Origin of the sequence: Actinomadura sp. 3N508 (genome assembly GCF_044326375.1) — a bacterium.
Classification (GTDB): Bacteria; Actinomycetota; Actinomycetes; order Streptosporangiales; family Streptosporangiaceae; genus Spirillospora.
The window spans coordinates 138,152-160,613 of sequence record NZ_JBIRAX010000011.1 but is presented as its reverse complement, the minus strand read 5'-3'; the positions used below and the strand labels follow the sequence as shown (position 1 = coordinate 160,613).

Genomic DNA, 22,462 nt, shown 5'->3' with positions numbered 1-22,462 from the left:
CGGGCGATCGGCTAGCCGCCGATGACGCCACCCTGGTAGGCGGCCCCGTCCTGCCCGGGGACCGCGCCGCCGCTCGGGCCGCCGCCTTGATCGGACGCCTTCCAGCTGCGCGCCGGGGGCTCGCTCGCCCCGTCCGGGTAGACGGTCCCGCCGGCCCAGTGCGCCAGCGATTCGGCGAACCTACGGGCGACCCGCATCGCGTCGGGCAGGTCGGCGACGGCGCGGACGTCGACCCACCACACGGGAGCGGTCACGCGTTCGGCGAACTCCGGGCCGAGCAGCCGCCGGATCTCGCTCTGCGCCGACACCTGCACCGCGTCCTCGATCGAGACGAGCAGGCGCCCTTCGGTGTCGTACATGAGCGTCGGCTCGGGTTCCCCGCCGCGCAGTTCCAGCGCCTCACCCATGGCGATCATGCCGTCGGCCACGGCGTGCACATCGGGACGGCGGCGCACCAGCGCCACCAGGTCACTGCTCATCGGGTCATCCCAGCGTCGGGCGGACTGGGCGGGCCGCCACCGCGCGCGGCGGACGCTCGCCGGCTTGAGTCGGACACCTGCCTCCCTTCTCCAACGCAACCCTATGAGACATCCGCGCGCGCCGCCGCCGTCGGCCGGCACGCACATCCCGTCATACCTACCATCCCCTGTTAAAACGCCAGCTCTCGACCGCTACTCTGGTCCGACCGAAATCGCCACCCGCCAGCGAGACCTAGCACGGAGCGTCCATGAATTCCCCCCAATGGCCTGGTCAGCCCCCAGGTGGCCCCAGCTTCCCGCCGCCCGCGCCACCGGGGCCGCCGATGCCCGGGGGGTCCGGCTTCCCGCCGCCTCCCCCGCCGCGCCGCAGCGGTGGCGGGGCGCTGGTCCCGCTGCTGATCTTCGGTGTGGTCGGCCTCCTGGCCCTGGTCGGCCTCGGCGCCTTCGTCGTCGTCGTCGCAGGCGACGACGACGAAGAACCCCGAAGGACGACTTCGTTCCCGTCCTATACTCCGTCCTCGCCCGCCGACACTCCGGAGCCCAGGAGCACGCCGTCCAGCGGGGGCGGGTCGGACCCGGCCTCGGTGCTCGGCCCGACCATCCGGACGGCGCAGGGCAACACCTTCACCCGCGCGGGCACCCGCACCGCGTCCTGCACCAGCCGCGCCAACACCAAGCTCCGCGCGACGCTGAGCACGTATCCGTGCATCGGGGTGATGCACTCGGCCGTCTACGCCAACCCGTCCAGGAACATCATCACCGCGGTGTCGATCGCGAAGTTCTCCAGCTCGACGGCGGCGGCGAGCGTCAGCCGGCTCACCTCCAGCAAGGGCTGGCCGCTGCTGCTCACCCCGTCCGACGCGAGCGGCCTCCCGCAGCCCCGCGCCAACCCGGCCTACTGGACGCGTTCGTGGCCGCAGGGCTCCAGCGTCGTCTACGCCCAGTCGTACTGGTCGACCGGCGCCGCAACCGGCGGCCGCACCAGCAGCGTCTTCACCACCGCCGGCGAACTGGGCATCGAGGTGAAGAACACCCTCATCTGGAGTGACTGACCCGCACGATCCGGGCCCGGACACGCCGGGCCCGGCAGGGCTCCTTCGCGCTCAGCCACCGGCGCCCAGCGAGCGCGCGAACACCTCGTGCACGATCTGGGTCACGGCCGCCCGTGCCGCCGCGGAGACCATCGACATGTTCAGCGAGCCGCCGGTCGCGAGGTGCCGGTCATAGGGGACCGGCACGACGGGCAGGCCCCACGCGGCCAGCATCTGTTGCGCCCGCTGGAGGTCGGCGCCCACCTGAGGGGCGTGCGAGACCATCGCGATCACCGTCCGGGCGAGGAGGTCGCGCTGGTTGTTGGCCGCGTACCATTCCAGCGCCCCGCGCGCGCTGAGTGCGCCGTCGACCGTCCCCGGCGTCACCAGGACGAGACCGTGTGACGCCGCGACCACGCCCCGGTTCAGCTCGGTCAGAATCCCCGCGCCGCAGTCGATGACCGTCGTCCCGACGTACCGGGCGACCTGGCTGACCGCGTTCTGGAACATCTCCAGCGTGAACTCGCCGGCGATGCGGCCGCCTCTCGTGGACGACAGCACGAGCAGCCCCTCGGGCGTGGGGGCCAGGAAACGCGCCGCCTCCTCGAACGACCGCGGATTCTGCCCGGCCAGATCGAACAGCGACAGCTGCGGACGGACACCGAGCCGCAACGGCAGCGAGCCCAGCTCGGCGTCGGCGTCGGCCGCCAGCACCCGATCCCGCCGGTGCCGCGCCAGTTCGGTCGACACCAGCGCGGCCATCGTCGTCTTGCCCGCGCCACCGCGCACACTGGCGACCGCGATCTGCCGGGTACTCGGCACCGGCCGCTGCATCAAATCCACGAACGCGGCCATGTCACGCGCCTCGCGGGTACCGCCGCCAACCGCCTTGCGGACGCTGCGGCCCATCCGGCGGGCCAGCGGATCACCATGCTGATGCTTGCGAATCAGATCCTCGGCCGGGATGGGCTGGCCCGCACCCACCGGACCGACCTGGCCCGGAGCGGGAGCCTGAGCCGCGGCTTCCGGAGGCGGCGCCGCCGGCTGATGGGTACCGACCTGCTCGGCGAGCGGGGCCTCCGACGTGTCCACCCCGATCAGCGGGTTGACGGCCGCCGCCCAGTCGAACTCGGGGGGCGGCGCCTGCTGCTCGGGCGAGGCGTCCGCCGGCTGCTCCGCGGCTTCGCCCGCCACCGGCTGCTGCAGGAACGGCGGGGCGGGAGGCGGCGCGGGCGGGTCCTCCTGCCCAGGCGCCGGGAACGCCGGCCGGGGAGGCGGCGGAGGCGGCGGAGGCGGAGGCGCCTCCGCACCGCCTTGGGACGGCGCGGCAAAGGGAGCCGGAGGTGGAGGTGGGGGTGGAGGCGTCGGCTCAGGGGCTGCGTGCGGCTCGGTGGGAGGAAGCGGTTGGGCCGGCGGATCGGGCATCACGACCGGCGCGGCGGCCGCCCGCTGCTCGGGCGCGGGCTGCGGTGGAGCCTCGGCTCCCCATGCCTCCTGGGCAGCGGAGGACGGCACCGTCGCGAGCACCTGCAATCCCCGCTGTGAAACACCGAGATCGCGCAGGACGGCCTGCTGCCACGTTGAATCCGACACCTGCCTCCCTTCTCCGCCGCAAGCCTACGAGACGCCCAGCCCCCCACGCACCGCGGACGGCCAGGCGTCCCGCCGTCAACGGGGAGGCGGCCCGGGAGGCCCACCCTGCGGCGGACCCCACCCAGGCGGCGGAGCACCACCGGGCTGCCCAGGCGGCTGGTACTGCGGCTGTCCCCCCATCGGCTGCGCGGCCGGCGGCGGACCGGGCGGATACTGCTGCCCGAACCCCGGCGGCGCACCGGGACCGGGCCCCATCGGCGGCGCGGGCGGACGAGGCCCCTTCCGCTGGGAGATCACAAAAGCGAAGACGCCCGCCACGACAATGCCCACCGCCGCGGCGATGAAGAAGATGACAGTGCCCAGACCGCCGCCGTCCGACGCCTTCGGCGCCGCCGACTTGGCGCCTTCGGGATGCTGCGTCTTCATCCAGCGATCGAACTCATCGAACACCGGGTTCGCGGTGCCGTTCGGCACCTTCCCCGCCAGCGGCCGATACGGACGAATCATCCCGTACCCGGTCCGGTCGTCCTTCCCCTTCTCAGCAAGATCCGCCGCAGACGCAATGAGCTGCCGCACAACCTCACGATTCGTCATCTGCGGATGCTTGGCCCGAATCAAAGCCACAGCAGCAGACGTAAGCGCCGTCGCGTCACTCGTCCCGCTTCCCGGGTATAGCTTTCCGTCTCTCAGTACCGTCACCGTGTGGACGCCGGGAGCCGCCACCATCACATATGGCTGCCGCTGCGTCTTCTCCCACGGATTCCCTTGCGCGTCAGCAGCACCCACTGCCAGCACGCCCTTGCAGTTAGCGGGGGCGTTACTGGCGTTACCGACGTTTCCATCATTGCCCGCACCAACGACGATGACCGCATCCTTGCTCAGCGCGTAGGCGATCGACTCCTGTAGGTCTTCGGGACAGGGGCCAGGGACTCCCTGCGACAGGTTGATTACTTGAGCACCGTGATCAACCGCGAACCGGACTCCCTTGGTATAGGCGGCAATGCTCTGCGCCACCACCGGAAGGATCTTTGCGTCCGGAGCGACGCCGACCATGCCGGTGCCACGCCCCTGGGCGGCTATGAGCGCCGCCATCGCAGTGCCATGGCCTGGGGGATCTTCGACGCTATCGAGATCCTGCCGAGCGTCACCGCCGCCGCTCTCCGCGTTCATGCCGGGAAGCACTACCCCTTGCAGTTCCGGCAAGTCCGCCTGCACACCCGTGTCGATCACGGCAACCGTGATGCCTTCGCCCGTGGACAACGGCCAAAGGTGACTCTGCACCCCCCAGGACTTGAACCACCACTCCTTCGAGAGCGGCTGGGGTGCCGCCGCAGCCGAGCCAGGCCAGGCCACCACTCCGAAAATGAGCAAGGCCAAGGCGGACCTGGCCACTCTCTGTCTCCGCCGCAGCATCAGTACTCCTTGCCTATACGACCGGTTCTGCATCAAGTATCGGCAGGCCGGCGGAACCGGGCCTGCCGATACTTTCGCGCTCGCTGTCAGCACCTCGCCGTCAGCCGATCACGGGTGGGGCCGTGTCATCATCACCGCCCCAGATGTCCTGGTCCTCGGACAGCCATGTACTGCGTTCATGTTCGTTGCCGTCGCCGCCACGACCGCCGGCGCCGGCACCCATCGGCATTCCCATCCCGGTCATGCCACCCTTTCCCATGCCGGCCCTACCGCCCAGCCCGCCAGGGCCTGCGCCCGGCCCTGCTCCCAGTCCTCCTGGGCCGCCGACCGCACCGCCCGCGCCCAGGTTAGGAGCACCGCCGGGGCCGCCACCTGGGCCGCCACCTGGGCCGCCGCCGAGGCCACCGGCGCCGAGGCCAGGACCACCACCTGGACCGCCTCCGGGCAGGCTCGCGAGATCCGTCCCGCCGCCGGGAATACCGCCGCCAGGGCCACCGGGAATGTCACCGGGGCCTCCAGGGACATGGCCGGGGCCACCAGGACCACCGGGAATCTGGCCAGGACCACCTGGGATATCACCCGGACCGCCGCCAGGAGGCGCACCGCCGCCGGGCATTGCAGGGGAACCAGGGCCACCACCACCCGAGCCGGGCTGCTGGGGAAATTCTCCGTCCCGGAAGTTGGTGCTCGCGAGGTCCTGGCGGATGCCAGGCGGGAAGTTGTTGTTGGTTTGCTCAGTGCCGTCGTTGATGGCGCCCATTGCTTTGGCCGCACCGGCATTATTGCCGATCATGTTACTGACGGCGGCTTGGGCGGCGATGGGATTGGTTCTGAGGATGTTACGTCCCCAGTTGACCGCGTCGGCCATCCAGCCGGCCATCCCGCTGCCGCTGCCGTACGCGTTCTTCCATTCGTGCTGCTGCTGGGCGTGCGACGTCATCGCCTTGCTGGTCTGGTCGGAGACCTTCGCGATCTCCTGCATCTGCCGATAGGTCTTGTCCATGGCCTCTAAGGCCTTTTTTGCGTCTTCACCGCCCCAGGCCTCAGCCATGCGAATCCCCTGGTTGTACAGCAGATTCGCAGCGCCGTTCATCTCTTTTGCGAGATTGCCGTAGACGCGTCCGCCGCTCTTCAGCTGGCCAGGGTCCATGCTGTCGACGATCTCGCGGACCTTGTCGTAATTGTCATTCCAGACCTCGAGAGCGTTGTACCAGTTGCCAACGCCCTCGGCGTCCTTTGCGACAGTCTTCCTAATCTCTAGTTCATGCCCCACTGCTGCGCACCCCTGTCCGCTCGTTTCCTTCTAGATGTAAGTCTGCGGGGAGCCGGCGGATTCCACGCCACGCTTGGAGGCGTCATCGGCCTTGCGATGAGTCTTGTCCGAATTCCGGATGGCTTCGATCACTTGTTTGTACGACCTGATGAGCTGGTCGTGGGTCATGCCAATGGAATCGCGTGCCGCTCGGACGGTGCTGTGGAGACCTTGTCCTGCCTTGTAGTTGCCGATCGCACCCTCGGACGGCGTGGCGTCCTGGATCTGCTGAGTGAACCGCGCGTTCTCCAGCGCGTGCAGATTCTTTTCGAGCTTCTTCACGATGTCTGCGAGCGCATCGTGGTCGACTTTGATCTCCTTGCCTCCGGCCTGAGGCATGGGCGGGTAGCCCATATGTTCTTACCTCCTGTTGGTCTCGTGCTCATCGGCCGTCTGGGAGAGGGGAGCGGCATCCGCCGGGCACCGGCCCAGATTGGCCGGGCCGGCCCTGGCCGTTGGTGACGGCCAGGGCCCGCGACAGCCCCGTATGCCCGGGGACGGTCATCGTCGGCTGTTCAGCCCCAGATGCCCGAGTTGCTGCGCTCGGCCTGCTGGTAGTTGTCGTTGGCGTCGCGGATCGCCAGACCCAGCTGCGCCACCACGTTCTGCATGTCCTTGGCCGCGCCGTCCCACTGCTTCTGGAAGACCCAGTACGCCTCCTGCGCCGAGCCCTCCCACTGGTTCAGCTTGGTGCGGAGCTTGCCCTCCAGGTCGTTCAGCTCGTCCATCAGCGCACGCGCCGCCTGGCTGAACTGCGCCTCACCCTCGGTCAGGCCCCCGAAATTGGCCCTGGTGTAACTCATGATTCTCCTTCTCCAGCCCTGGTCACCTAATCCGAATAGCCTTCGGGATTCACCCTCAGGTGCTGCCGTTGAGCAGGGACTGGACCTTGCTCACGGCCTGCTCGGACATCTCTTCCTTGGACTCGTAGGTGATCTTGGTCTGGACCAGGCTCTGGTGCATGCCCTCCAGCGCCTTCAGAACCTTGTTGAAGTCCTCGTTGAACCGGTTGAAGACCGACTCGAAGGCCATGGAGGCATTACCCTCCCAGGCCGAACGGACCTGCTGCTTGTGCCCTTCGAGCTGGCTCTGCAGACCCTTGATGATGTTCGCGGACGCGTCGATGTCGTCCGCGGCCTGCTTCATCGATGCTCTGTCGACGGCAGACTGCTGTCCCATCGGTCACCTCCAGTGACTTCGACCGTGAGCCCGGGCGAAACATGATCCTTCGGGACACAGATGCCGGGCCACTCCCACCTGCCTCCCTTTCAGCCACCCTGTTTCGGGCAGCACAAAAGGACATTGAGGCCTGATCGGCGGGGGGTCGCGCGACAGGATTCCCCAACCATAGGGCCCGGATTGCCGATTGTCCAGCCATTCCCTTACCAGACAGACACACCAGGACCAATTCTGTAATGTCGCTGTCTCCTACGTGTCAATCAATCCGTTTCTGATCAAGGGACGGCAGAGCCCTACACCATCGAGAACCGTTCCCACCTCCCCAAACACGACTATTCGGGGTCGCTCCAACGGCGCATCCGAAGGCTCGCCGAGTGGGTCACATGGACAGGTGGTCAGCCCACTGACCTTCCTGAGAGGCGGCGTGGCATAGCCCAGAAGGCCAGGAGCGCGAACGGGTTCGTCCTGCGTATGGCGCTGCCGTCGGCCTGGTCGCGATTTCGATCACGTGGACGGCGTGGGCCAGTGCTTCTCCCGCAGGCCGTACGAGGGACGACCGAGGCTGTTCAATGCGCCCGCCCCAGCGTCACTGCAGGTCACGACGCCACAGTCCTTGCATCGCTGATCACGGATTAGGCCACCGTGCCCGTGGGTTCGCCCCAGAGACACTCACTGCGGGACCAATGGACACACCACTGACGCAGTCATGTTCGGACCGAAACCGCCGACGCCAAGGTCCGCAGATACTTCCGTCCGCGTCACCACTTCGCGCCCGGCGCGGCCGGCAGCGTGAAGCGCATGGCGGCCGTGCCTCTCCCTGCGTCGAGCGGTCACCGCTGCATCTGCCACGGGAGACCGCACAGTTCATCGGGGTCTGCTACTCGCCACCAACGGGCTCTGTCATGGCGTCACGCTTCCTTGGTCATGCGACTGTTGCCCTTGCACAGGCGAGGTGGTGGCTCGGCTGGCCCGTGGCCACCGGCACGCCTAGGCCCCGCGAACTCGCCCTGTCTGTTGCTTCGTCGCGGTGAGTCCGGTCTCAGCCTCTGTCACCTGACGTGCAGCGTGCGGATCTGCATGGTCTGGATCGAAACCGCCACGGCCGCCACCCGCTTGCGCTAGCCGTGGTGGCGGTGCGCAGAGCCGGTGGCGGCCGTGGGTCGTCGTTCCAGGAAGAGTTGCTAGCGGGGCGGCCCGGGGCGGTGATCGCCCTCCGGCCGCCATTGCTGCGGCGGTGCGCCCTCGGGCTGCTGCGGTGGCTGGAACTGCGGGCGTCCGCCCATGGGCTGTCCAGGCTGGCCCCCCATCGGCTGCCCGCCCATCGGCTGCGCCGCATGTGGCGGGCCGGGCGGCTGCTGCTGCCCGAAACCCGGGGGCGCGCCCGGGCCAGGGCCCATGAACGGGGGCGGGGGCGGGCCGGAGCGCTTCCGGCGGGAGATGACGAACCAGATCACGCCACCGATCGCAGCCACGACGAGGATCCCGGCGAGGACGATCGGGATGGGCGCAAGGCCGGCTTCGTGGTTACCCGGCTGTGGGGCCGACTTGCTGCCTTCTGGATGATTGGTCTTCATCCAGCTGTCGAACTCCTCGAACACCGGGTTCGCGGTGCCCGTCGGCGCCTGGCCCGCCAGCGGCCGGTAGGGACGGATGATGCCGTACCCGGTCCGGTTGTCCCTACCCTTCTCAGCGATGTCCTTCGCGGACGCGATAAGCTGCCGCACAACCTCGCGGTTCTTCATGTCCGGATGCTTGGCTCGAATAAGAGCAATGGCACCGGAAGTTAGCGCCGTCGCAGCGCTGGTCCCACCACCATAATGGATCTTCCCGTCTCCGAAGACCGCCAGGGTATTTTCGCCTGGAGCGGCAACGGTCACGTAGGACTGGCGTTGCGTCTTCTCCCAAGGGTTGAACTTCGGGTCGACCGCGCCAACGGAAAGAACACCTTTGCAATTGGCTGGCGAATTGCTCGAGTTCGCGCCATTTCCGTCGTTGCCCGCGCCGGCCACGACGACGGCGTCCTTGCCCAGCGCGTATGCGATGGATTCTTGCAAATCGCGGGGGCACGGTCCGGCTATGGCCTGAGACAGGTTGATCACCTGAGCGCCGCGGTCCGCCGCCAAGCGAATGCCTTTACCGTAGCCGGGGTTGCTGTGTGCATAAATCGGAAGAATCTTGGCCTCTGGAGCGACTCCCAGCATTCCGGTGCCGCTACCCTGTGCGGCTATCAGGGACGCCATCGCCGTTCCATGGCCAGAGCCGAAACGGTCGAGGTCTTGCTTCCCGTCCCCAGTACCGTCCTCAGCGTTCGCCCCGGGCACCACTACGCCCTGGAGTTCTGGCAGATTCGCCTGGACGCCCGTGTCGATCACTGCGACGGTGACACCGTTGCCCTTGGTGATCGGCCAGAGGTGGCTCTGCACGCCCCAACTCTCGAACCACCATTCCTGTGGCAGCGGGTTGGGCGCCGCCGCGGCCGAGCCGGGCCAGGCGACTGCTCCGAGAACGAGCATGGCCAAGGCCGAGCTTACGACCTTTCGACTCCGCCGCAGCATTTCGCACTCCTCGCCTAAGTAAGCGGTTCTACACAAAGCATCGGCAGACCGGGCGTCGCCCGGTCTGCCGATACTGTCATGTTCGCCACACGACGTCTCTGCGTCAGCCGATAACGGGTGGGGCCGTGTCGTCGTCGCCGCCCCACACGTCCTCGTCCTCGGTCAGCCACGTGCTGCGCTCGTGCTCGTTGCCCTCGCCGCCACGACCGCCGCCGCCGGCACCCATGGGCATTCCCATGCCGGTCATGCCGCCCTTGCCCATGCCGGCCTTGCCGGCACCCATTGCGCCAGGGCCACCGATCATGCCACCGGCACCGGTGCCGAGCCCGCCCGGGGCGCCACCGGGCATGCCACCGCCGCCGAGGCCGGGGCCACCACCTGGGCCACCGCCGGGCATGCCACCGCCGCCGAGGCCGGGGCCACCACCTGGGCCGCCACCCGGCATGCTCGCAAGGTCCGTCCCGCCGCCGGGAACACCGCCCGGGCCACCGGGGATGTCGCCAGGACCACCGGGGCCGCCGGGAATGTCACCGGGGCCCCCGGGACCGCCCGGGCCCGGGGGGACACCGGGGGGATCGCCGGGACCCGTGGGGCCCTTGGGAATGTCGTTGGGGCCGCCAGGAATGTCACCGGGGGGGCCACCTGGAGGAGGGCCGCCACCGGGCATCTTGGGAGAACCCGGGGGCTTGCCCGTGCCAGGTGGAGGCTTTTCGTCAAAAATACTGGGGTTCGTCGTCGGCATGTCCTGGCGGATGCCCTCGGGGAAGTTCTCGTTGGACTGCCTGGTGCCCTCGTGAATGGCGTCCATGGCGTCGTCGGCCGACAAGTTGTTTCCGAGGAAGGTGCTGACGGCGATGGGGCTGGTCGCAATGTGCTTCATGCCCCAGTTGAACGTGTTGTTGACCCAGCTGTCGGTGGCGCTGCCGCTGCCGTACTGCTGCTTCCAGTTACTCTGCTGATTGCCGTGGGCCGTCAGCGCCTTACTGGTGGTGTCGGCCTTGGTGTAGATTTCCTTCGCCGCCTGGAAGGCCTTGTCCATCTGAATCATGGCCTTGTTGGCGTCCTCGCCACCCCATGCCTCGACCAGCCGCGTCGCCTGCTTGTAGATGAGGTCGACGGATGTGTCCATCCGCGTGGCCATGTTCTTGTAGGCCAGCGCACCGCTGTGCATCTTGCTAGGCTGCATGGAATCGACAATTTTCCGAACCTTGTCGAAATTGTCCTTCCAGAACGCAAGCTTGTTCAGGCCTCCGGTGCCCTCGTCACCATCCCGAATTTCAGCTACCCGAATCTTTTGCTGACCCACGGAAGGGCCCCCTTTCCGTACTCGTGGCTGGTCAGACGGCGCTGTTCGGGTTACCAGCGGCCTCTACGCCGCGCTTGGATGCGTCGTCGGCCTTGCGGTGGTTCCTGTTCGATGCCCGGAGGGCCTCGATCGTCTGCTCATAGGCGGTGATGAACTGGTCGAAAGTGCCACCGATGGCGTCGCGCGCAGCCGTGATCGTGCCGTACATGGTGCGGCCCGCCTGGTAGTCCCCCATCGCGGCCTCGGACGGCGTCTCCTCGGTGACCTTCCGGGAGTGCGTCGGGTACTTCTTGAGGTCGATCAGGTCCTTTTCGAGCTGCTTCACGATGTCGTCGAGCGTGTCGTGGTCGACCTTGATCTCTTTGCCCCCGGTCTGGGGCAGGTACTTGGGGTGACCCATGTTCTTACCTCCTAGTCAGCCTCTTGCCTCTTCGGCTGTCCGGGAGACAAGACGGCACCGATCCGAGCCGGTTCCACTTCGGCGAAGCCGGCCCTGGCCGTTGGTGACGGCCAGGGCCCGCGACAGCCCCGTATGCCCGGGGACGGTCATCGTCGGCTGTTCAGCCCCAGATGCCCGAGTTGCTGCGCTCGGCCTGCTGGTAGTTGTCGTTGGCGTCGCGGATCGCCAGACCCAGCTGCGCCACCACGTTCTGCATGTCCTTGGCCGCGCCGTCCCACTGCTTCTGGAAGACCCAGTACGCCTCCTGCGCCGAGCCCTCCCACTGGTTCAGCTTGGTGCGGAGCTTGCCCTCCAGGTCGTTCAGCTCGTCCATCAGCGCACGCGCCGCCTGGCTGAACTGCGCCTCACCCTCGGTCAGGCCCCCGAAATTGGCCCTGGTGTAACTCATGATTCTCCTTCTCCAGCCCTGGTCACCTAATCCGAATAGCCCTCAGGATTCACCCTTAGCGGGATTCACCCTCAGGTGCTGCCGTTGAGCAGGGACTGGACCTTGCTCACGGCCTGCTCGGACATCTCTTCCTTGGACTCGTAGGTGATCTTGGTCTGGACCAGGCTCTGGTGCATGCCCTCCAGCGCCTTCAGAACCTTGTTGAAGTCCTCGTTGAACCGGTTGAAGACCGACTCGAAGGCCATGGAGGCATTACCCTCCCAGGCCGAACGGACCTGCTGCTTATGCCCTTCGAGCTGGCTCTGCAGGCCCTTGATGATGTTCGCGGACGCGTCGATGTCGTCCGCGGCCTGCTTCATCGATGCTCTGTCGACGGCAGACTGCTGTCCCATCGGTCACCTCCAGTGACTCGTAGTCATGACCCGCGAGGGTGATCTTCGGAACACAGGTGCCGGGCCAACACCGCATGCCCCCGTTTCGGCAGCGCAAATGCACCCTGTGGCCTGGACGGCGGGGGGTCGCACCGCAGAGTTCTCACTAGCATAGGATCTTCATCCACCAGTGTCCAACCATTCTCACCTGATAGAGACGCATTAGATCCCATTGTGGTTCGGCCAAAGCGCAGATCATTTGAAATCAGTTCCCTGCCTGCGCGGTTGTCGGCGGGGTGGACACCGCATCCGGATCCAGCACCGGTCCCTGCGCGATGAGCTCCAGAACGCCGGCGGGCACCTTCGACGCGTCACCCGGCAGCGAGTAGCCGAGCTTCTCCGCCGTCTGCTGGTCCTTGATCGGGAACCGCTTGCCCTCGGCGACGAGGTAGTAGGTGTTGACCTGTTCGGCCTGCCCGGGGCTCGGCACCTGTCCGGCCAGGGCCGCGCTGCCGGGCGGGAAGACGAGCTGGTCCGCGCCCTGCGGGCTGACGGCGCTGGGCGGCGAGGGCAGGTCGCCGTTGAGGGTCAGGACGGCGTCGCTGTTCCCGCTCTGGTCGTTGTAGAGGGCGCAGAGCGGGCTCGGCCCGCTGAGGGTGACGATGCTCGGCGCCTTTCCTTCGAGCTTCGGGTCATGTAGCCGCTGCGCCGACCGTCCGAACGAGTTGACCTGGCCGGCGTCGATCTGTACCGGGCGGGCGGGGTTCGCGCCGTAGGCCTTTCGCGTCTGTGGGTCGGCGACCAGCAGGTCCCGCTGGATCGCGGTGATGGGAGCGAGCCCGTCCGCGAGGAGCACGAACGAGGAGGCCGCGCCGGACGCGGTGTTCAGGCTGAAGACCTGCCCGACCCGTGCGGCTCCGCCGGGGCCGTTCGCGGGCTGGCCGAGGCCGGGGATCCGCGGCGCGGCGAAGTCGGGGCCCTGCGTCACCGAGTTCAGCCATTTCTCGGCGATGGGGGTGGCGGTCGCGCCGAGCGTGGTCAGCGCGTACGGCGTCATCCGCATCCGCATGTTTCGCCAGAGCAGCCAGTTCTGGGGGCCGGCGCTGACGACGATCGCCTGGTCGTCGCGCAACGGGGTGCCGCCGACCTTGCGGCCGGCGGTGAGCGTGACGAGCGGCTGGCGGCCGAGCGAGGTGCTCTCCACCGTCCGCACGCACACCGCCCACGGCGCCTGGGTCAGGTCACCGGGTTCGGGGAGCGTGTTCGGCGCGCCCGGGATGCCGATCGTGGGACCGCGCTCGAATTCCTTGAGGGACGCGCGGTTGACGGTCTTGCGGCTGGCCTTGTCGGCGCCGGCGACCAGCCGCGCCGACACGTAATTGCTGACCGGGCAGAGTTTCCCGTTCTCGCACCACACGTAGCGGGCGCCGGTCTCCTCTTCCACGATCAGCATTCCGGCCTTTTCCAGGCCGGTGGCGCCGCCGGGACGGATGACGCCCCAGATGCCGAACGCGGCGCAGACCAGAATGCCGATCATGATGCCGCTGAACGCGGCGATGTTCATGCGGCGCAGCGGAAGCTCGGGGTTGTCCGGCTCACCGGAGATCAGCGCGAGCGAGGCGCGCTGGGTCATCAGGCGGTGGGCTTGCAGCAGGTCCTTGCGAGTCTGCACGAGGCGCTCCTAACCGGCGAGACCGCGCATGTACGCGAACAGCCCGCACTCTCCGAGCGCCAGCGGGATGAGGGCGATCAGCAGGAACATCTCCAGGATGTCACCGGCCCGGCCCCAGAACGGCGAGGGCCTGTGCCCGGGGAGCCAGAGGCCGACTCCGACCACGGTGGAGGCGATGGCGATGAGCGGGACGAGCGACGACACCACCATCGTGACGGGCGAGGAGTCCCAGGACAGCCCGATCGCCACCGTGCCGAGGCCCAGCATGCCGGGCACCAGCAGGTTCAGCCGCTGCGCGCGGCCGCGGAACAGCCGGGACCGCAGCAGCAGCAGGAGCGAGATGACGCCCGCGGTGGTCGGGCCGAGCCAGCCGTCGTCGAACGCCGACGGGACGAGCCCGAGGAAGGCGATGACGCCGAGCCCGGCGGTGAAGCCGGTGATGAACCGGTTCGCCCGGCCGGTGCGGGTCAGCACCTGCTGCCCGTCCACCATGATCGTGTCGCGCCGGAGGTCTTCCGCGCTCTGCGGCACCGGCGGGAGCGTGACCTTGGAGAACCGGAACGCCAGCGTCGGGGTCAGCGGAGTGATCATCATGGCGACGACCACCGTGACCGCGGCGATGCCGGCGGCGGACAGGTCATCGAACAGCAGCGCGAAGCCGGAGGCGATCGCGCCGAGCAGCCCGCCGAGGACGGCGCCCCAGAACACCGACGCGCCGCCGGTGACGCCGACGACGGCGATCACCGCGAACAGCACCAGGACGCCGAATCCGGCGAGGGTGTTGAGGGCGTCCAGGGCGGAGAAGGGATCGTCGCGCGCCGGGCCGAGCAGGCCGGCGAGGAACGCGTGCGGCAGCGCGGCGAAGCCGAGCACGGTGCCCGCCTGCTCGTCGCCCGTCGACCGCGACACCGCGACCGCCCCAGCGATGAACAGCAGGCCGGTCAGTCCCGCGGCGATGGAGGGGACGATCCAGGACGGCCCGGCCAGCAGGACCACGGCCGCGGCGACCACCGAGGCGCCCCCGCCGACGGAGAGCGAGAACTGGCGGGTCCATTCGGGCCGCCAGCGGTCGCGGCGGTCGCGGACCGCGGTGGCGACGACGTCGGGGACGTCATCGAACGCCAGCTCGGGCAGCTGGGACATGCCCGGCCGCAGGTAGAGGACCTCGCCGTCGCGGACGTTCGCCTGCGCGGGCGTCATCCCCCCGTCGAAGGGGGCCTCGTCCAGCCGCTGCAGGACCCAGCCGCCGTGCGCGAGCCCGGCGTCGGCCATCTGGGCGCCGGAATAGTGCAGGATCGCCGGAAAGAACTGGGCGAACGGCACGTGCGCGGGGAGCGATATGTCGATGCGGCGCTTTGGGGCCACCACCGTGACCCTGCACAGCTCCGCTCCGGTGACTGAAGCCACTGTTCTTCCTCACATGTAGGCATGGCCCCTTGGGGAGCGTCCGGACACCCGGCGAAACCGTAACAAGATGCATTGTGACATCACGGGGTACCGCACTGTTCCACCGCGGAAAGCACGGTAGCAGGATCACCAAGGGTCATTGCATACGGTTTGTCGTGCATCTGGCCACCAGGTGTCATGATTGGACCGAACCAGCCTGTCATCCGGCCCACTCAGGCCGGCCGGACAGCCCGCGGCGTCGCGAGATCCAGCGGCGCCCGCGTCCGAAGCCGGGCGACGAGTGGTGGTCCCGGCGCCCGCTCCCCATGAACGGAGGCACCGATTGGGTGAGAATCGAGTCGCGCAAGCCCTGAACGGGCCCAGCCCGTCCCCATCGCCGACAACATCCGGAAGCGGGCCCCCTGCCGGCACGCCGTCTCCCTCCCCGCAGACGTCCCCCTCCCCGCAGTCATCGCCGAACGGCGGCGGCAAGTCCGGCGGTGAGGTGCGCTTCTCCCCGGACGAGCTGAAGAAGCTGGGCGCCGCCGTCGAGAAGGAGCTCATGGATCTGTTCAAGCAGGCGCGGAACGAGCTCAACGCCGAGCCCCGCGACGCCCAGCCGGACACCTACACGATGTTCGCCATCGCGGCCGCGCTGACCTACACGCAGATGATCGAGTTCGCCGACCAGGACCTCATCGACAAGAGCAAGCACGCCATGGAGATCAACGACAAGCTCATCAAGACGGCCGGCATCCAGGACGAGGCCGAGCGCATGTCGACGCTGAAGGGGATCTGATGTCGGCCGGAGCACTCGACGCGGCGGAGGGCCTGGCGAAGGCGGCCTTCTTCGAATCTCTCTGGGTATCGGTGGTGATCCCGGCGGCGATCCCGATCGTGCCGATCGCATACCAGGCCCAGGGGAACCCGGGCAAGCTGTGGCGGGCCGCCGACGGCTGGAAGGAGATGGTCGGCAAGCTGGAGCAGTCCCAGCAGAAGATCGAGGAGTTGACGCGCCGCGTCGCCGAGAGCCAGTGGGCCGGCGACGACCGCGACGCCTTCGAAAGCAAGATGGACGACTACTCCGCCCAGCTCGACTTCGCCATCGTCATGGCCTGGTCGGTGATCGTGGCGCTGTACATCCTGGCCGTCCTCATCGCCGTGTTCATCTACATCATGTTCATCATCATGACGTTGCTGGCGATCTTCGCGACGGCCATCTGCATCGCGGCCGGGACGATCGTCGGCGCGCCCGCCGCGCTGCAGCTGGAGGCGCAGGCGAACCAGTACGCCGCCATGGCCTACAAGGTGCTCAACGTCAGCTCGACGGCCATCGAGCTGGTCTCGAAGGGGGCCGCGATCGTCTGGGGCGCCTTCCTCACCACCAACATGGTCGGGCAGCTGTTCAAGGGCAACACCGACGTCTTCGCCACGTTCGGGAAGGCGACCATGAACGGCGCGGACGACATGCTCAAGGGCGCCCTCGCCTACCTGCTGACCAAGCGGACCGCGGGGGTCTTCGGGGCGAATCCGGCGACCGCGCTGGGCGTCCCCCTGTCCTCGCGGGTCGGGGCGATGACGACGGCCGAGAAGTTCGCCGGGACGCTGATGACGGCCGACACCCTGAACGGGGGCAACATCCTGGGCATTCCGTTCTCAGGCGTCGGGGCCTCGTACGGCTCCGAGGACGGGGACAACGACGGCAAGCCCGACGGGCAGGAGTACGTCGACGAGACCCAGCCTCACCGCTGACCGTCAGGAGGGCGGGGCCTCCTGTTGCCCCGCCCTTCTGCGGGACCGCTGCCGGTACTGCCGGTAGCTCGTGTAGCCGAGCACCGCGATGACGAGCAGCATCAGCAGGGGGCCGTAGAGGAGCCGGAGCGTGAGCTTCGCGGCGTGTGACGTGGTGGCGCGCACCTTGACGCTTTGCCCCACGTCGCCTCTTCCGGCGCCCGCGACGTCCCCGCGGACGTTCTCACCGTCTGGGAGCGTCCACCGTCCGGCGCACTGGAGTTGCTCCCTGCCGGGGTCGACGCAGCGTTCCACCACCGCCGTCGTCGACGTGCCTGTGGCGTACCACCACAGCGGCCGCGCCAGGTAGAAGAGCCCCAGGGGTATCGCCACACACAGGACTCCGACCATGAGCTTGTTTCTCAAGGCGCTTCGCTCCCATTTCGACTTCCAACTCGACAAGGTTTCGTCCAGGGCCGGCTCGGCGCGGGCTTCGGGGCCGAGGGGGTCGTCCTCGATGGCCCTGATCCATCTGGGAAGCATCCGGCGCGGAGGGTGAATGGCGTAGATGCCGGTGACGATGATCCCGGCCATGGCGAGCAGCGATCCCAGCGCCAGGACCGGAGCCGGTGCCGGGTCGAGCAGGAAGTTCAGCCCTACCAGCGCGGCCATCAGTAAGAGGGCGCCTGCGAACCACGGCGCCGCGAGGGGCTTGTAGTTCGCCCGCCAGCTGTCGGAGTACCACGATCGCCAGCGCCCGGTGAAGGCCATCAGGCCCGCGACGAAGAGGCCGGCCAGCACGATCAGCAGGACGAAGATCAGCGCGAGCCGACCCCCGGTGCCGTCCAGTGGATCCTGCTGGGCCAGCGGCATCACCGCCGCGCCGGACGCGTCCGCGATCACCGCCCGGGGTCCCGGATGCCCAGTTTGCGCTGCAGCTCCTCCATCATCTGCTCGGACCTGCGCCCGGCGTCCTTGAAGATGTCCTGCATGTCGTCGAGCGACTTCTTCAGCGCGTCCTGGTTCTTGAGGGCGTCCAGCGGGTTGCCCTCCTCGCCGTAGGTCCCGGCGGTGAGCTCCTGCACCTGGGCGTCGAGGTCCTGCCGGGCGAGGCGGGCGGTCTCCCTGATCGCGGTCGCCAGCTCTTCCGAACCCATCCGCATCGCGCGCGGATCGATCTTGATTTCGGCGAGCGGGTCCTGTGCGGTGCTGACCACGCTGACGCGGCCGTCGGGTGTCTCCGCCCGCCCTTTGAGGTCGGCCATTTGTTCCCGGACCGCAGCGAGCTTGGCCATTCGCTCCTGCGACTGGCGCATTAGGTCTTCGAGGTCGACGCCGTCCGGTCCGAACATCTTCTGTCTCCGTGTTCCATGATCGTCCGTTGGGTTTGCGAAGGGGGTTCAGTTAGTGACGCTAGACCCTATCCCGTGGTTCGGGTCACCATTGATAGCGTCCGTTGGGTTGCGGCCCAGCGGCCCAAAAGCCGCCGACGCGAACTTTTCCGTATGATGTCGGGGCCTGTGACGTTTGACAGCCAGGAGGGGAGCCCAGTCCAGTGAGCACGGTACTGGTGCGGCGCAAGGAACGCCGCAAGCCGCCCGAGATGCCTCGGGGGGAGGTCCTGCTCGAGTCCCCGCCCGAGCTGCCCGAGGTCAGCACCGACGGCTTCCGCAACGTGCTCACCTTCCTGCCGATGGCGGCGGGGTCCGGCGCGATGGCGTTCATGTTCCTCAACCCCAACTCCAACCCGCTGCAGATGGTGGCGGGCGGGATGATGGGCCTGTCGATGTTCGGCATGATGTTCAGCCAGGTCGGCCAGCGCTCCGGCGAGCGCAAGTCGAAGCTGAACGCCGAGCGGCGCGACTACCTGCGCTATCTCGGGCAGGTCAGGACGAAGGTCCGCAAGGCCGCCTCCCAGCAGCGCGAGGCCCTGGAATGGTACAACCCGGACCCGTCGCGGCTGTGGTCGATCGCGATGAGCTCCCGGCTGTGGGAACGGCGCCCCGAGGACGGCGACTTCGGCCAGGTGCGGGTGGGTGCCGGGCCGCAGCGGCTCGCCGTCCAGCTCGTCGCCCCCGAGACCAAGCCGGTCGAAGACCTTGAGCCGATGAGCGCCGGCGCCCTCCGCCGGTTCATCCGGACGCACTCGACCGTCCCGGCGCTCCCCGTCGCGATCAACCTCCGCTCGTTCTCCCGCGTCTTCCTGTCCGGCGACGTGACGGCGGGCCGGGCGATGCTGCGCGCCATGCTGATGCAGACGGCCGCGTTCCACTCCCCCGACGACGTCCAGATCAGCATCTGCACCTCCCAGGAGCACCTTCAGTACTGGGACTGGGCGAAGTGGCTGCCGCATGCCCTGCATCCCACCGAGCACGACGCCGCCGGGCAGGTCCGGCGGATCGCGCCGACGATGTCGGAGCTGGAGGTCATGCTCGGCCAGGAGGTCAAGGACCGGTCCCGGTTCGTCGCCGGGCGCCCGTCCGGCGAGCTGCCGCTGCACATCGTCGTGGTGGACGGCGGCCTCGCGTCCTATGACTCGCAGCTCGCCGCCGACGGCATCGAGGGCGTCTGCGTCATCGACCTGGGCCAGACCGTCGGGCACACCTCCGAGGCCGGCACGCTGCGGCTGAACGTGTCCCGCGAGCGGGTCGTCATGCTCAAGAAGGACCGCACCGGCAAGGACGTCCCGTCCCCGATCGGCACGCCCGACAAGGTGAACATCCCCCAGGCGGAGAGCCTCGCCCGCCAGCTGTCGCCGTTCCGCAGCAGCCAGAGCGACACCGAGGTCGAAGAGGACGTCCTGTCCGGCAACATGACGCTGACGTCGCTGCTCGGCGTCGAGAACCCCTACGCGGTCGACCCGGCACGCGTCTGGCGGCCGCGCGCGCAGCGCAACCGGTTCCGGGTGCCGATCGGGCTGGACGCCGACGGCCGGCCCATCGAGCTCGACATCAAGGAGTCGGCGCAGGGCGGCATGGGCCCGCACGGCCTGTGCATCGGCGCGACCGGCTCCGGTAAGTCGGAGCTGCTGCGCACGCTGGTGCTCGGCCTCGCCATGACGCACGCGCCCGACATCCTCAACTTCGTCCTCGTCGACTTCAAGGGCGGCGCGACGTTCCTCGGGATGGACGGCCTGGAGCACGTCTCCGCCATCATCACCAACCTGGAGGACGAGCTCCCCCTGGTCGACCGCATGTACGACGCGCTGCACGGCGAGATGGTGCGGCGGCAGGAGTACCTGCGGTCCATGGGCAACTACGCCTCGCTGCGCGACTACGAGAAGGCCCGGCTGGACGGCGCCGACCTGCCGCCGATGCCGACGCTGTTCCTCGTCCTCGACGAGTTCTCCGAGCTGCTGTCCGCCAAGCCCGACTTCGCCGAGCTGTTCGTCATGATCGGGCGCCTCGGCCGGTCGCTCGGCGTGCACCTGCTCCTCGCCTCGCAGCGCCTGGAGGAGGGCAAGCTGCGGGGGCTGGACACGCACCTGTCGTACCGGATCGGCCTGCGGACGTTCTCGGCGATGGAGTCCCGGGTCGTTCTCGGCGTGCCCGACGCCTACGAGCTGCCGCCCGCGCCCGGTAACGGGTACCTGAAGTTCGCGACCGAGCCGATGGTGCGGTTCAAGGCCGCGTACGTGTCCGGCCCGGTGGACGAGCAGCCGAACCAGCAGGAGAACAACCAGCAGCGCGGCCAGGTCGCCACGCAGCTCGTCCCGTACCTGCCGGGCTACATCCGGCCGCAGGTCATCGAGCAGCAACAGACCGAGCAGGAGCAGCGGCCCGAGGAGAACAAGAACCAGGCGTCGCTGTTCGACGTGGTGGTCGGGCAGCTGGCCGGGCACGGCTCGAAGGCGCACCAGATCTGGCTGCCGCCGCTGGACGACCCGCCCGCGCTGAACCACATGATGCCGCAGCTCCAGGTGACCCCGGAGTACGGCCTGACCACGGCCGGCTGGGAGGGCCGCGGCAAGCTCTACGCGATGGCGGGCATCGTCGACAAGCCGTTCCACCAGCGCCGCGACCCGTACTGGCTGGAGCTGTCGGGCGGCGCCGGGCACGTCGGCATCGCGGGCGGCCCGCAGAGCGGGAAGTCCACCACGATCCGCACGCTGATGGCGTCCCTCGCGCTGTCCCACACCCCTGCCGAGGTGCAGTTCTACTGCCTCGACTTCGGTGGCGGCGCGCTCGCCTCGATGTCCGACCTCCCCCACGTCGGCGGGATCGCCACCCGGCTGGACGCCGACCGCGTCCGCCGGACGGTCGCCGAGGTCAGCCAGTTGCTGGAGCAGCGGGAGCGGGAGTTCGCCGAGCGCGGCATCGACGGGATCGCGACCTACCGGCGGATGCGCGCGTCCGGCGAGCACCCCGGCGACGGCTACGGCGACGTGTTCCTGGTCGTCGACAACTGGCTCACGCTCCGCCAGGACTACGAGGCGATCCAGGACACCATCACCCAGCTCGCCGCCCGCGGTCTCGGTTACGGCATCCACGTCATCGCCGCGTCCAACAAGTGGACGGAGTTCCGCACCAACGTCCGCGACCTGTTCGGCACCAAGCTGGAACTCCGGCTCGGCGACCCCTACGAGTCGGAGATCGACCGCAAGCTCGCCGACAACGTCCCGGAGGGGCGCCCCGGGCGCGGCCTGTCACGCGACGGCTTCCACTTCCTCACCGCCGTCCCCCGGATCGACGGCGGCGGCGCCGACGAGTCGATGAACGACGGCGTCCTGAAGATGTGCCAGGCGATCTCCGAGAACTGGTCGGGACCGCGCGCCCCGCAGGTCCGGATGCTTCCGGAGGTCCTGTCGGTGTCGGAGCTGCCGTCCCCGGCCGAGACGGGCATGCGCATCCCGATCGGGATCGACGAGGAGTCCCTGACCCCCGTCTACCTCGACTTCACGCAGGACCCGCACTTCCTGATGATCGGCGACGCCGAGTGCGGCAAGTCGAACCTGCTGCGGCACATCGCCACCGGCATCACCAGCCGCTACACCCCCGAGCAGGCCCGGATCATCTTCATCGACTACGGCCGTTCCCTGCTCGACGTCGCGAACACCGAGCACCAGATCGGGTTCGGCGCGTCGGCGCCGGCCGCGACGTCGCTGGTCAACGACGTCCGGGGCGCGATGATGCAGCGGCTGCCACCGGCCGACCTGACCCCGGACCAGCTCCGCTCCCGCTCCTGGTGGACGGGCGCCGACCTGTTCCTCATCATCGACGACTACGAGATGGTCGCGACGTCCGACAACCCGCTGCGCCCCCTCGTGGAACTGCTCCCGCAGGCCCGCGACATCGGCCTGCACATCATCCTGGCCCGCGCCATGGGCGGCGCCGGCCGCGGCATGTTCGACCCGGCCGTCACCCGCATCAAGGAAATGGCCTCCCCCGGCCTGCTCATGTCCGGCAACAAGGACGAGGGCATCCTCCTCGGCAACGTCAAACCGCACAAACTTCCCCCGGGCCGCGGCTACCACATCGACCGCCGCACCGGCACCCGCCTGATCCAGACCGCCCACCGCAACGACACCCCCCAATGACCCTCACGAGCTGACGGCTTCACGAGGGAAACCACAACTGCATACGGTGC

20 protein-coding genes are annotated in these 22,462 nt (G+C 68.5%); 4 read left to right on the top strand and 16 right to left on the bottom strand.

The features are described from left to right. Window positions 1–11 precede the first annotated feature (11 nt). Window positions 12–479, bottom strand: a complete 468-nt coding sequence (locus ACH34S_RS33030) for a hypothetical protein (protein WP_395956783.1) — start codon at window positions 477–479, stop codon at window positions 12–14. Window positions 480–802: 323 nt separating this feature from the next. Here ACH34S_RS33030 and ACH34S_RS33025 point away from each other — a divergent pair, with 323 nt between their 5' ends. Continuing rightward, window positions 803–1,531 carry a hypothetical protein gene (locus ACH34S_RS33025; RefSeq protein WP_395956781.1) on the top strand — a complete coding sequence of 243 codons (729 nt, stop codon included), beginning with the start codon at window positions 803–805 and terminating at the stop codon, window positions 1,529–1,531. A gap of 51 nt (window positions 1,532–1,582) precedes the next feature. On the opposite strand, the gene ACH34S_RS33020 is transcribed toward ACH34S_RS33025, so the two are convergent. The 13 genes from ACH34S_RS33020 to eccD form a co-directional block, all read right to left on the bottom strand. Further along, a complete protein-coding gene (locus tag ACH34S_RS33020) occupies window positions 1,583–3,103 on the bottom strand; it encodes a MinD/ParA family protein (RefSeq protein WP_395956780.1) in 1,521 nt (506 codons plus the stop codon). 75 nt (window positions 3,104–3,178) lie between these two features. Next, window positions 3,179–4,363, bottom strand: a complete 1,185-nt coding sequence (locus ACH34S_RS33015; RefSeq protein ID WP_395956778.1) for a S8 family serine peptidase — start codon at window positions 4,361–4,363, stop codon at window positions 3,179–3,181. 253 nt (window positions 4,364–4,616) lie between these two features. Next, window positions 4,617–5,789 carry a WXG100 family type VII secretion target gene (locus tag ACH34S_RS33010; RefSeq protein ID WP_395956777.1) on the bottom strand — a complete coding sequence of 391 codons (1,173 nt, stop codon included), beginning with the start codon at window positions 5,787–5,789 and terminating at the stop codon, window positions 4,617–4,619. A gap of 30 nt (window positions 5,790–5,819) precedes the next feature. Continuing rightward, window positions 5,820–6,182, bottom strand: coding sequence for a hypothetical protein (locus ACH34S_RS33005; protein WP_395956775.1), 363 nt, complete (start codon window positions 6,180–6,182; stop codon window positions 5,820–5,822). A gap of 161 nt (window positions 6,183–6,343) precedes the next feature. Continuing rightward, a complete protein-coding gene (locus ACH34S_RS33000; protein ID WP_132178298.1) occupies window positions 6,344–6,631 on the bottom strand; it encodes a WXG100 family type VII secretion target in 288 nt (95 codons plus the stop codon). Window positions 6,632–6,686: 55 nt separating this feature from the next. Next, window positions 6,687–7,007 (bottom strand): WXG100 family type VII secretion target, encoded by a 321-nt coding sequence (locus ACH34S_RS32995; protein ID WP_395956770.1) that lies wholly within the window; start codon window positions 7,005–7,007, stop codon window positions 6,687–6,689. Between the two features lie 1,181 nt (window positions 7,008–8,188). Then, window positions 8,189–9,520, bottom strand: coding sequence for a S8 family serine peptidase (locus ACH34S_RS32990; RefSeq protein ID WP_395956774.1), 1,332 nt, complete (start codon window positions 9,518–9,520; stop codon window positions 8,189–8,191). A 145-nt stretch (window positions 9,521–9,665) separates the two neighbouring features. Further along, window positions 9,666–10,868, bottom strand: coding sequence for a WXG100 family type VII secretion target (locus ACH34S_RS32985; RefSeq protein WP_395956772.1), 1,203 nt, complete (start codon window positions 10,866–10,868; stop codon window positions 9,666–9,668). A gap of 31 nt (window positions 10,869–10,899) precedes the next feature. After that, entirely contained in the window at window positions 10,900–11,268 is a 369-nt protein-coding gene (locus ACH34S_RS32980; RefSeq protein ID WP_395956771.1) for a hypothetical protein, read from the bottom strand. A 160-nt stretch (window positions 11,269–11,428) separates the two neighbouring features. Continuing rightward, window positions 11,429–11,716 carry a WXG100 family type VII secretion target gene (locus ACH34S_RS32975; protein ID WP_132178298.1) on the bottom strand — a complete coding sequence of 96 codons (288 nt, stop codon included), beginning with the start codon at window positions 11,714–11,716 and terminating at the stop codon, window positions 11,429–11,431. Window positions 11,717–11,787: 71 nt separating this feature from the next. After that, complete coding sequence (locus tag ACH34S_RS32970; protein ID WP_395956770.1) at window positions 11,788–12,108, bottom strand: WXG100 family type VII secretion target; 321 nt, start codon at window positions 12,106–12,108, stop codon at window positions 11,788–11,790. A gap of 244 nt (window positions 12,109–12,352) precedes the next feature. Further along, a complete protein-coding gene (eccB, locus tag ACH34S_RS32965; RefSeq protein WP_395956769.1) occupies window positions 12,353–13,759 on the bottom strand; it encodes a type VII secretion protein EccB in 1,407 nt (468 codons plus the stop codon). Window positions 13,760–13,768: 9 nt separating this feature from the next. After that, window positions 13,769–15,166, bottom strand: a complete 1,398-nt coding sequence (gene eccD, locus ACH34S_RS32960; RefSeq protein WP_395956768.1) for a type VII secretion integral membrane protein EccD — start codon at window positions 15,164–15,166, stop codon at window positions 13,769–13,771. 484 nt (window positions 15,167–15,650) lie between these two features. Here eccD and ACH34S_RS32955 point away from each other — a divergent pair, with 484 nt between their 5' ends. Both ACH34S_RS32955 and ACH34S_RS32950 read left to right on the top strand, forming a co-directional pair. Further along, the gene (locus ACH34S_RS32955) at window positions 15,651–15,944 is read left to right on the top strand and encodes a hypothetical protein (RefSeq protein ID WP_395956767.1); all 294 of its coding nucleotides are present in this window, start codon (window positions 15,651–15,653) and stop codon (window positions 15,942–15,944) included. Continuing rightward, entirely contained in the window at window positions 15,944–16,897 is a 954-nt protein-coding gene (locus ACH34S_RS32950; RefSeq protein WP_395956766.1) for a hypothetical protein, read from the top strand. The genes ACH34S_RS32955 and ACH34S_RS32950 overlap by 1 nt, the downstream gene beginning before the upstream one ends. 3 nt (window positions 16,898–16,900) lie before the next feature. Here the strand turns inward: ACH34S_RS32950 and ACH34S_RS32945 are convergent, their stop codons facing one another. Then, window positions 16,901–17,779: a hypothetical protein gene (locus ACH34S_RS32945; RefSeq protein ID WP_395956765.1), complete on the bottom strand. Its 879-nt coding sequence runs from the start codon at window positions 17,777–17,779 to the stop codon at window positions 16,901–16,903. Next, the gene (locus ACH34S_RS32940) at window positions 17,776–18,228 is read right to left on the bottom strand and encodes a YbaB/EbfC family nucleoid-associated protein (protein WP_395956764.1); all 453 of its coding nucleotides are present in this window, start codon (window positions 18,226–18,228) and stop codon (window positions 17,776–17,778) included. Before ACH34S_RS32940 ends, ACH34S_RS32945 begins: the two co-directional genes overlap by 4 nt. A gap of 203 nt (window positions 18,229–18,431) precedes the next feature. On the opposite strand from ACH34S_RS32940, the gene eccCa reads away from it, so the two are divergent. Further along, window positions 18,432–22,412 carry a type VII secretion protein EccCa gene (gene eccCa, locus ACH34S_RS32935; RefSeq protein WP_395956763.1) on the top strand — a complete coding sequence of 1,327 codons (3,981 nt, stop codon included), beginning with the start codon at window positions 18,432–18,434 and terminating at the stop codon, window positions 22,410–22,412. Window positions 22,413–22,462 lie beyond the last annotated feature (50 nt).

Coding starts and splice junctions, on each gene's coding strand:
- ACH34S_RS33030 (WP_395956783.1), bottom strand. CDS start 479: ATGAGCAGTGACCTGGTGGCGCTGGTGCGCCGCCGTCCCGATGTGCAC.
- ACH34S_RS33025 (WP_395956781.1), top strand. CDS start 803: ATGCCCGGGGGGTCCGGCTTCCCGCCGCCTCCCCCGCCGCGCCGCAGC.
- ACH34S_RS33005 (WP_395956775.1), bottom strand. CDS start 6,182: ATGGGCTACCCGCCCATGCCTCAGGCCGGAGGCAAGGAGATCAAAGTC.
- ACH34S_RS33000 (WP_132178298.1), bottom strand. CDS start 6,631: ATGAGTTACACCAGGGCCAATTTCGGGGGCCTGACCGAGGGTGAGGCG.
- ACH34S_RS32995 (WP_395956770.1), bottom strand. CDS start 7,007: ATGGGACAGCAGTCTGCCGTCGACAGAGCATCGATGAAGCAGGCCGCG.
- ACH34S_RS32990 (WP_395956774.1), bottom strand. CDS start 9,520: ATGCTCGTTCTCGGAGCAGTCGCCTGGCCCGGCTCGGCCGCGGCGGCG.
- ACH34S_RS32980 (WP_395956771.1), bottom strand. CDS start 11,268: ATGGGTCACCCCAAGTACCTGCCCCAGACCGGGGGCAAAGAGATCAAG.
- ACH34S_RS32975 (WP_132178298.1), bottom strand. CDS start 11,716: ATGAGTTACACCAGGGCCAATTTCGGGGGCCTGACCGAGGGTGAGGCG.
- ACH34S_RS32970 (WP_395956770.1), bottom strand. CDS start 12,108: ATGGGACAGCAGTCTGCCGTCGACAGAGCATCGATGAAGCAGGCCGCG.
- ACH34S_RS32950 (WP_395956766.1), top strand. CDS start 15,944: ATGTCGGCCGGAGCACTCGACGCGGCGGAGGGCCTGGCGAAGGCGGCC.
- ACH34S_RS32940 (WP_395956764.1), bottom strand. CDS start 18,228: ATGTTCGGACCGGACGGCGTCGACCTCGAAGACCTAATGCGCCAGTCG.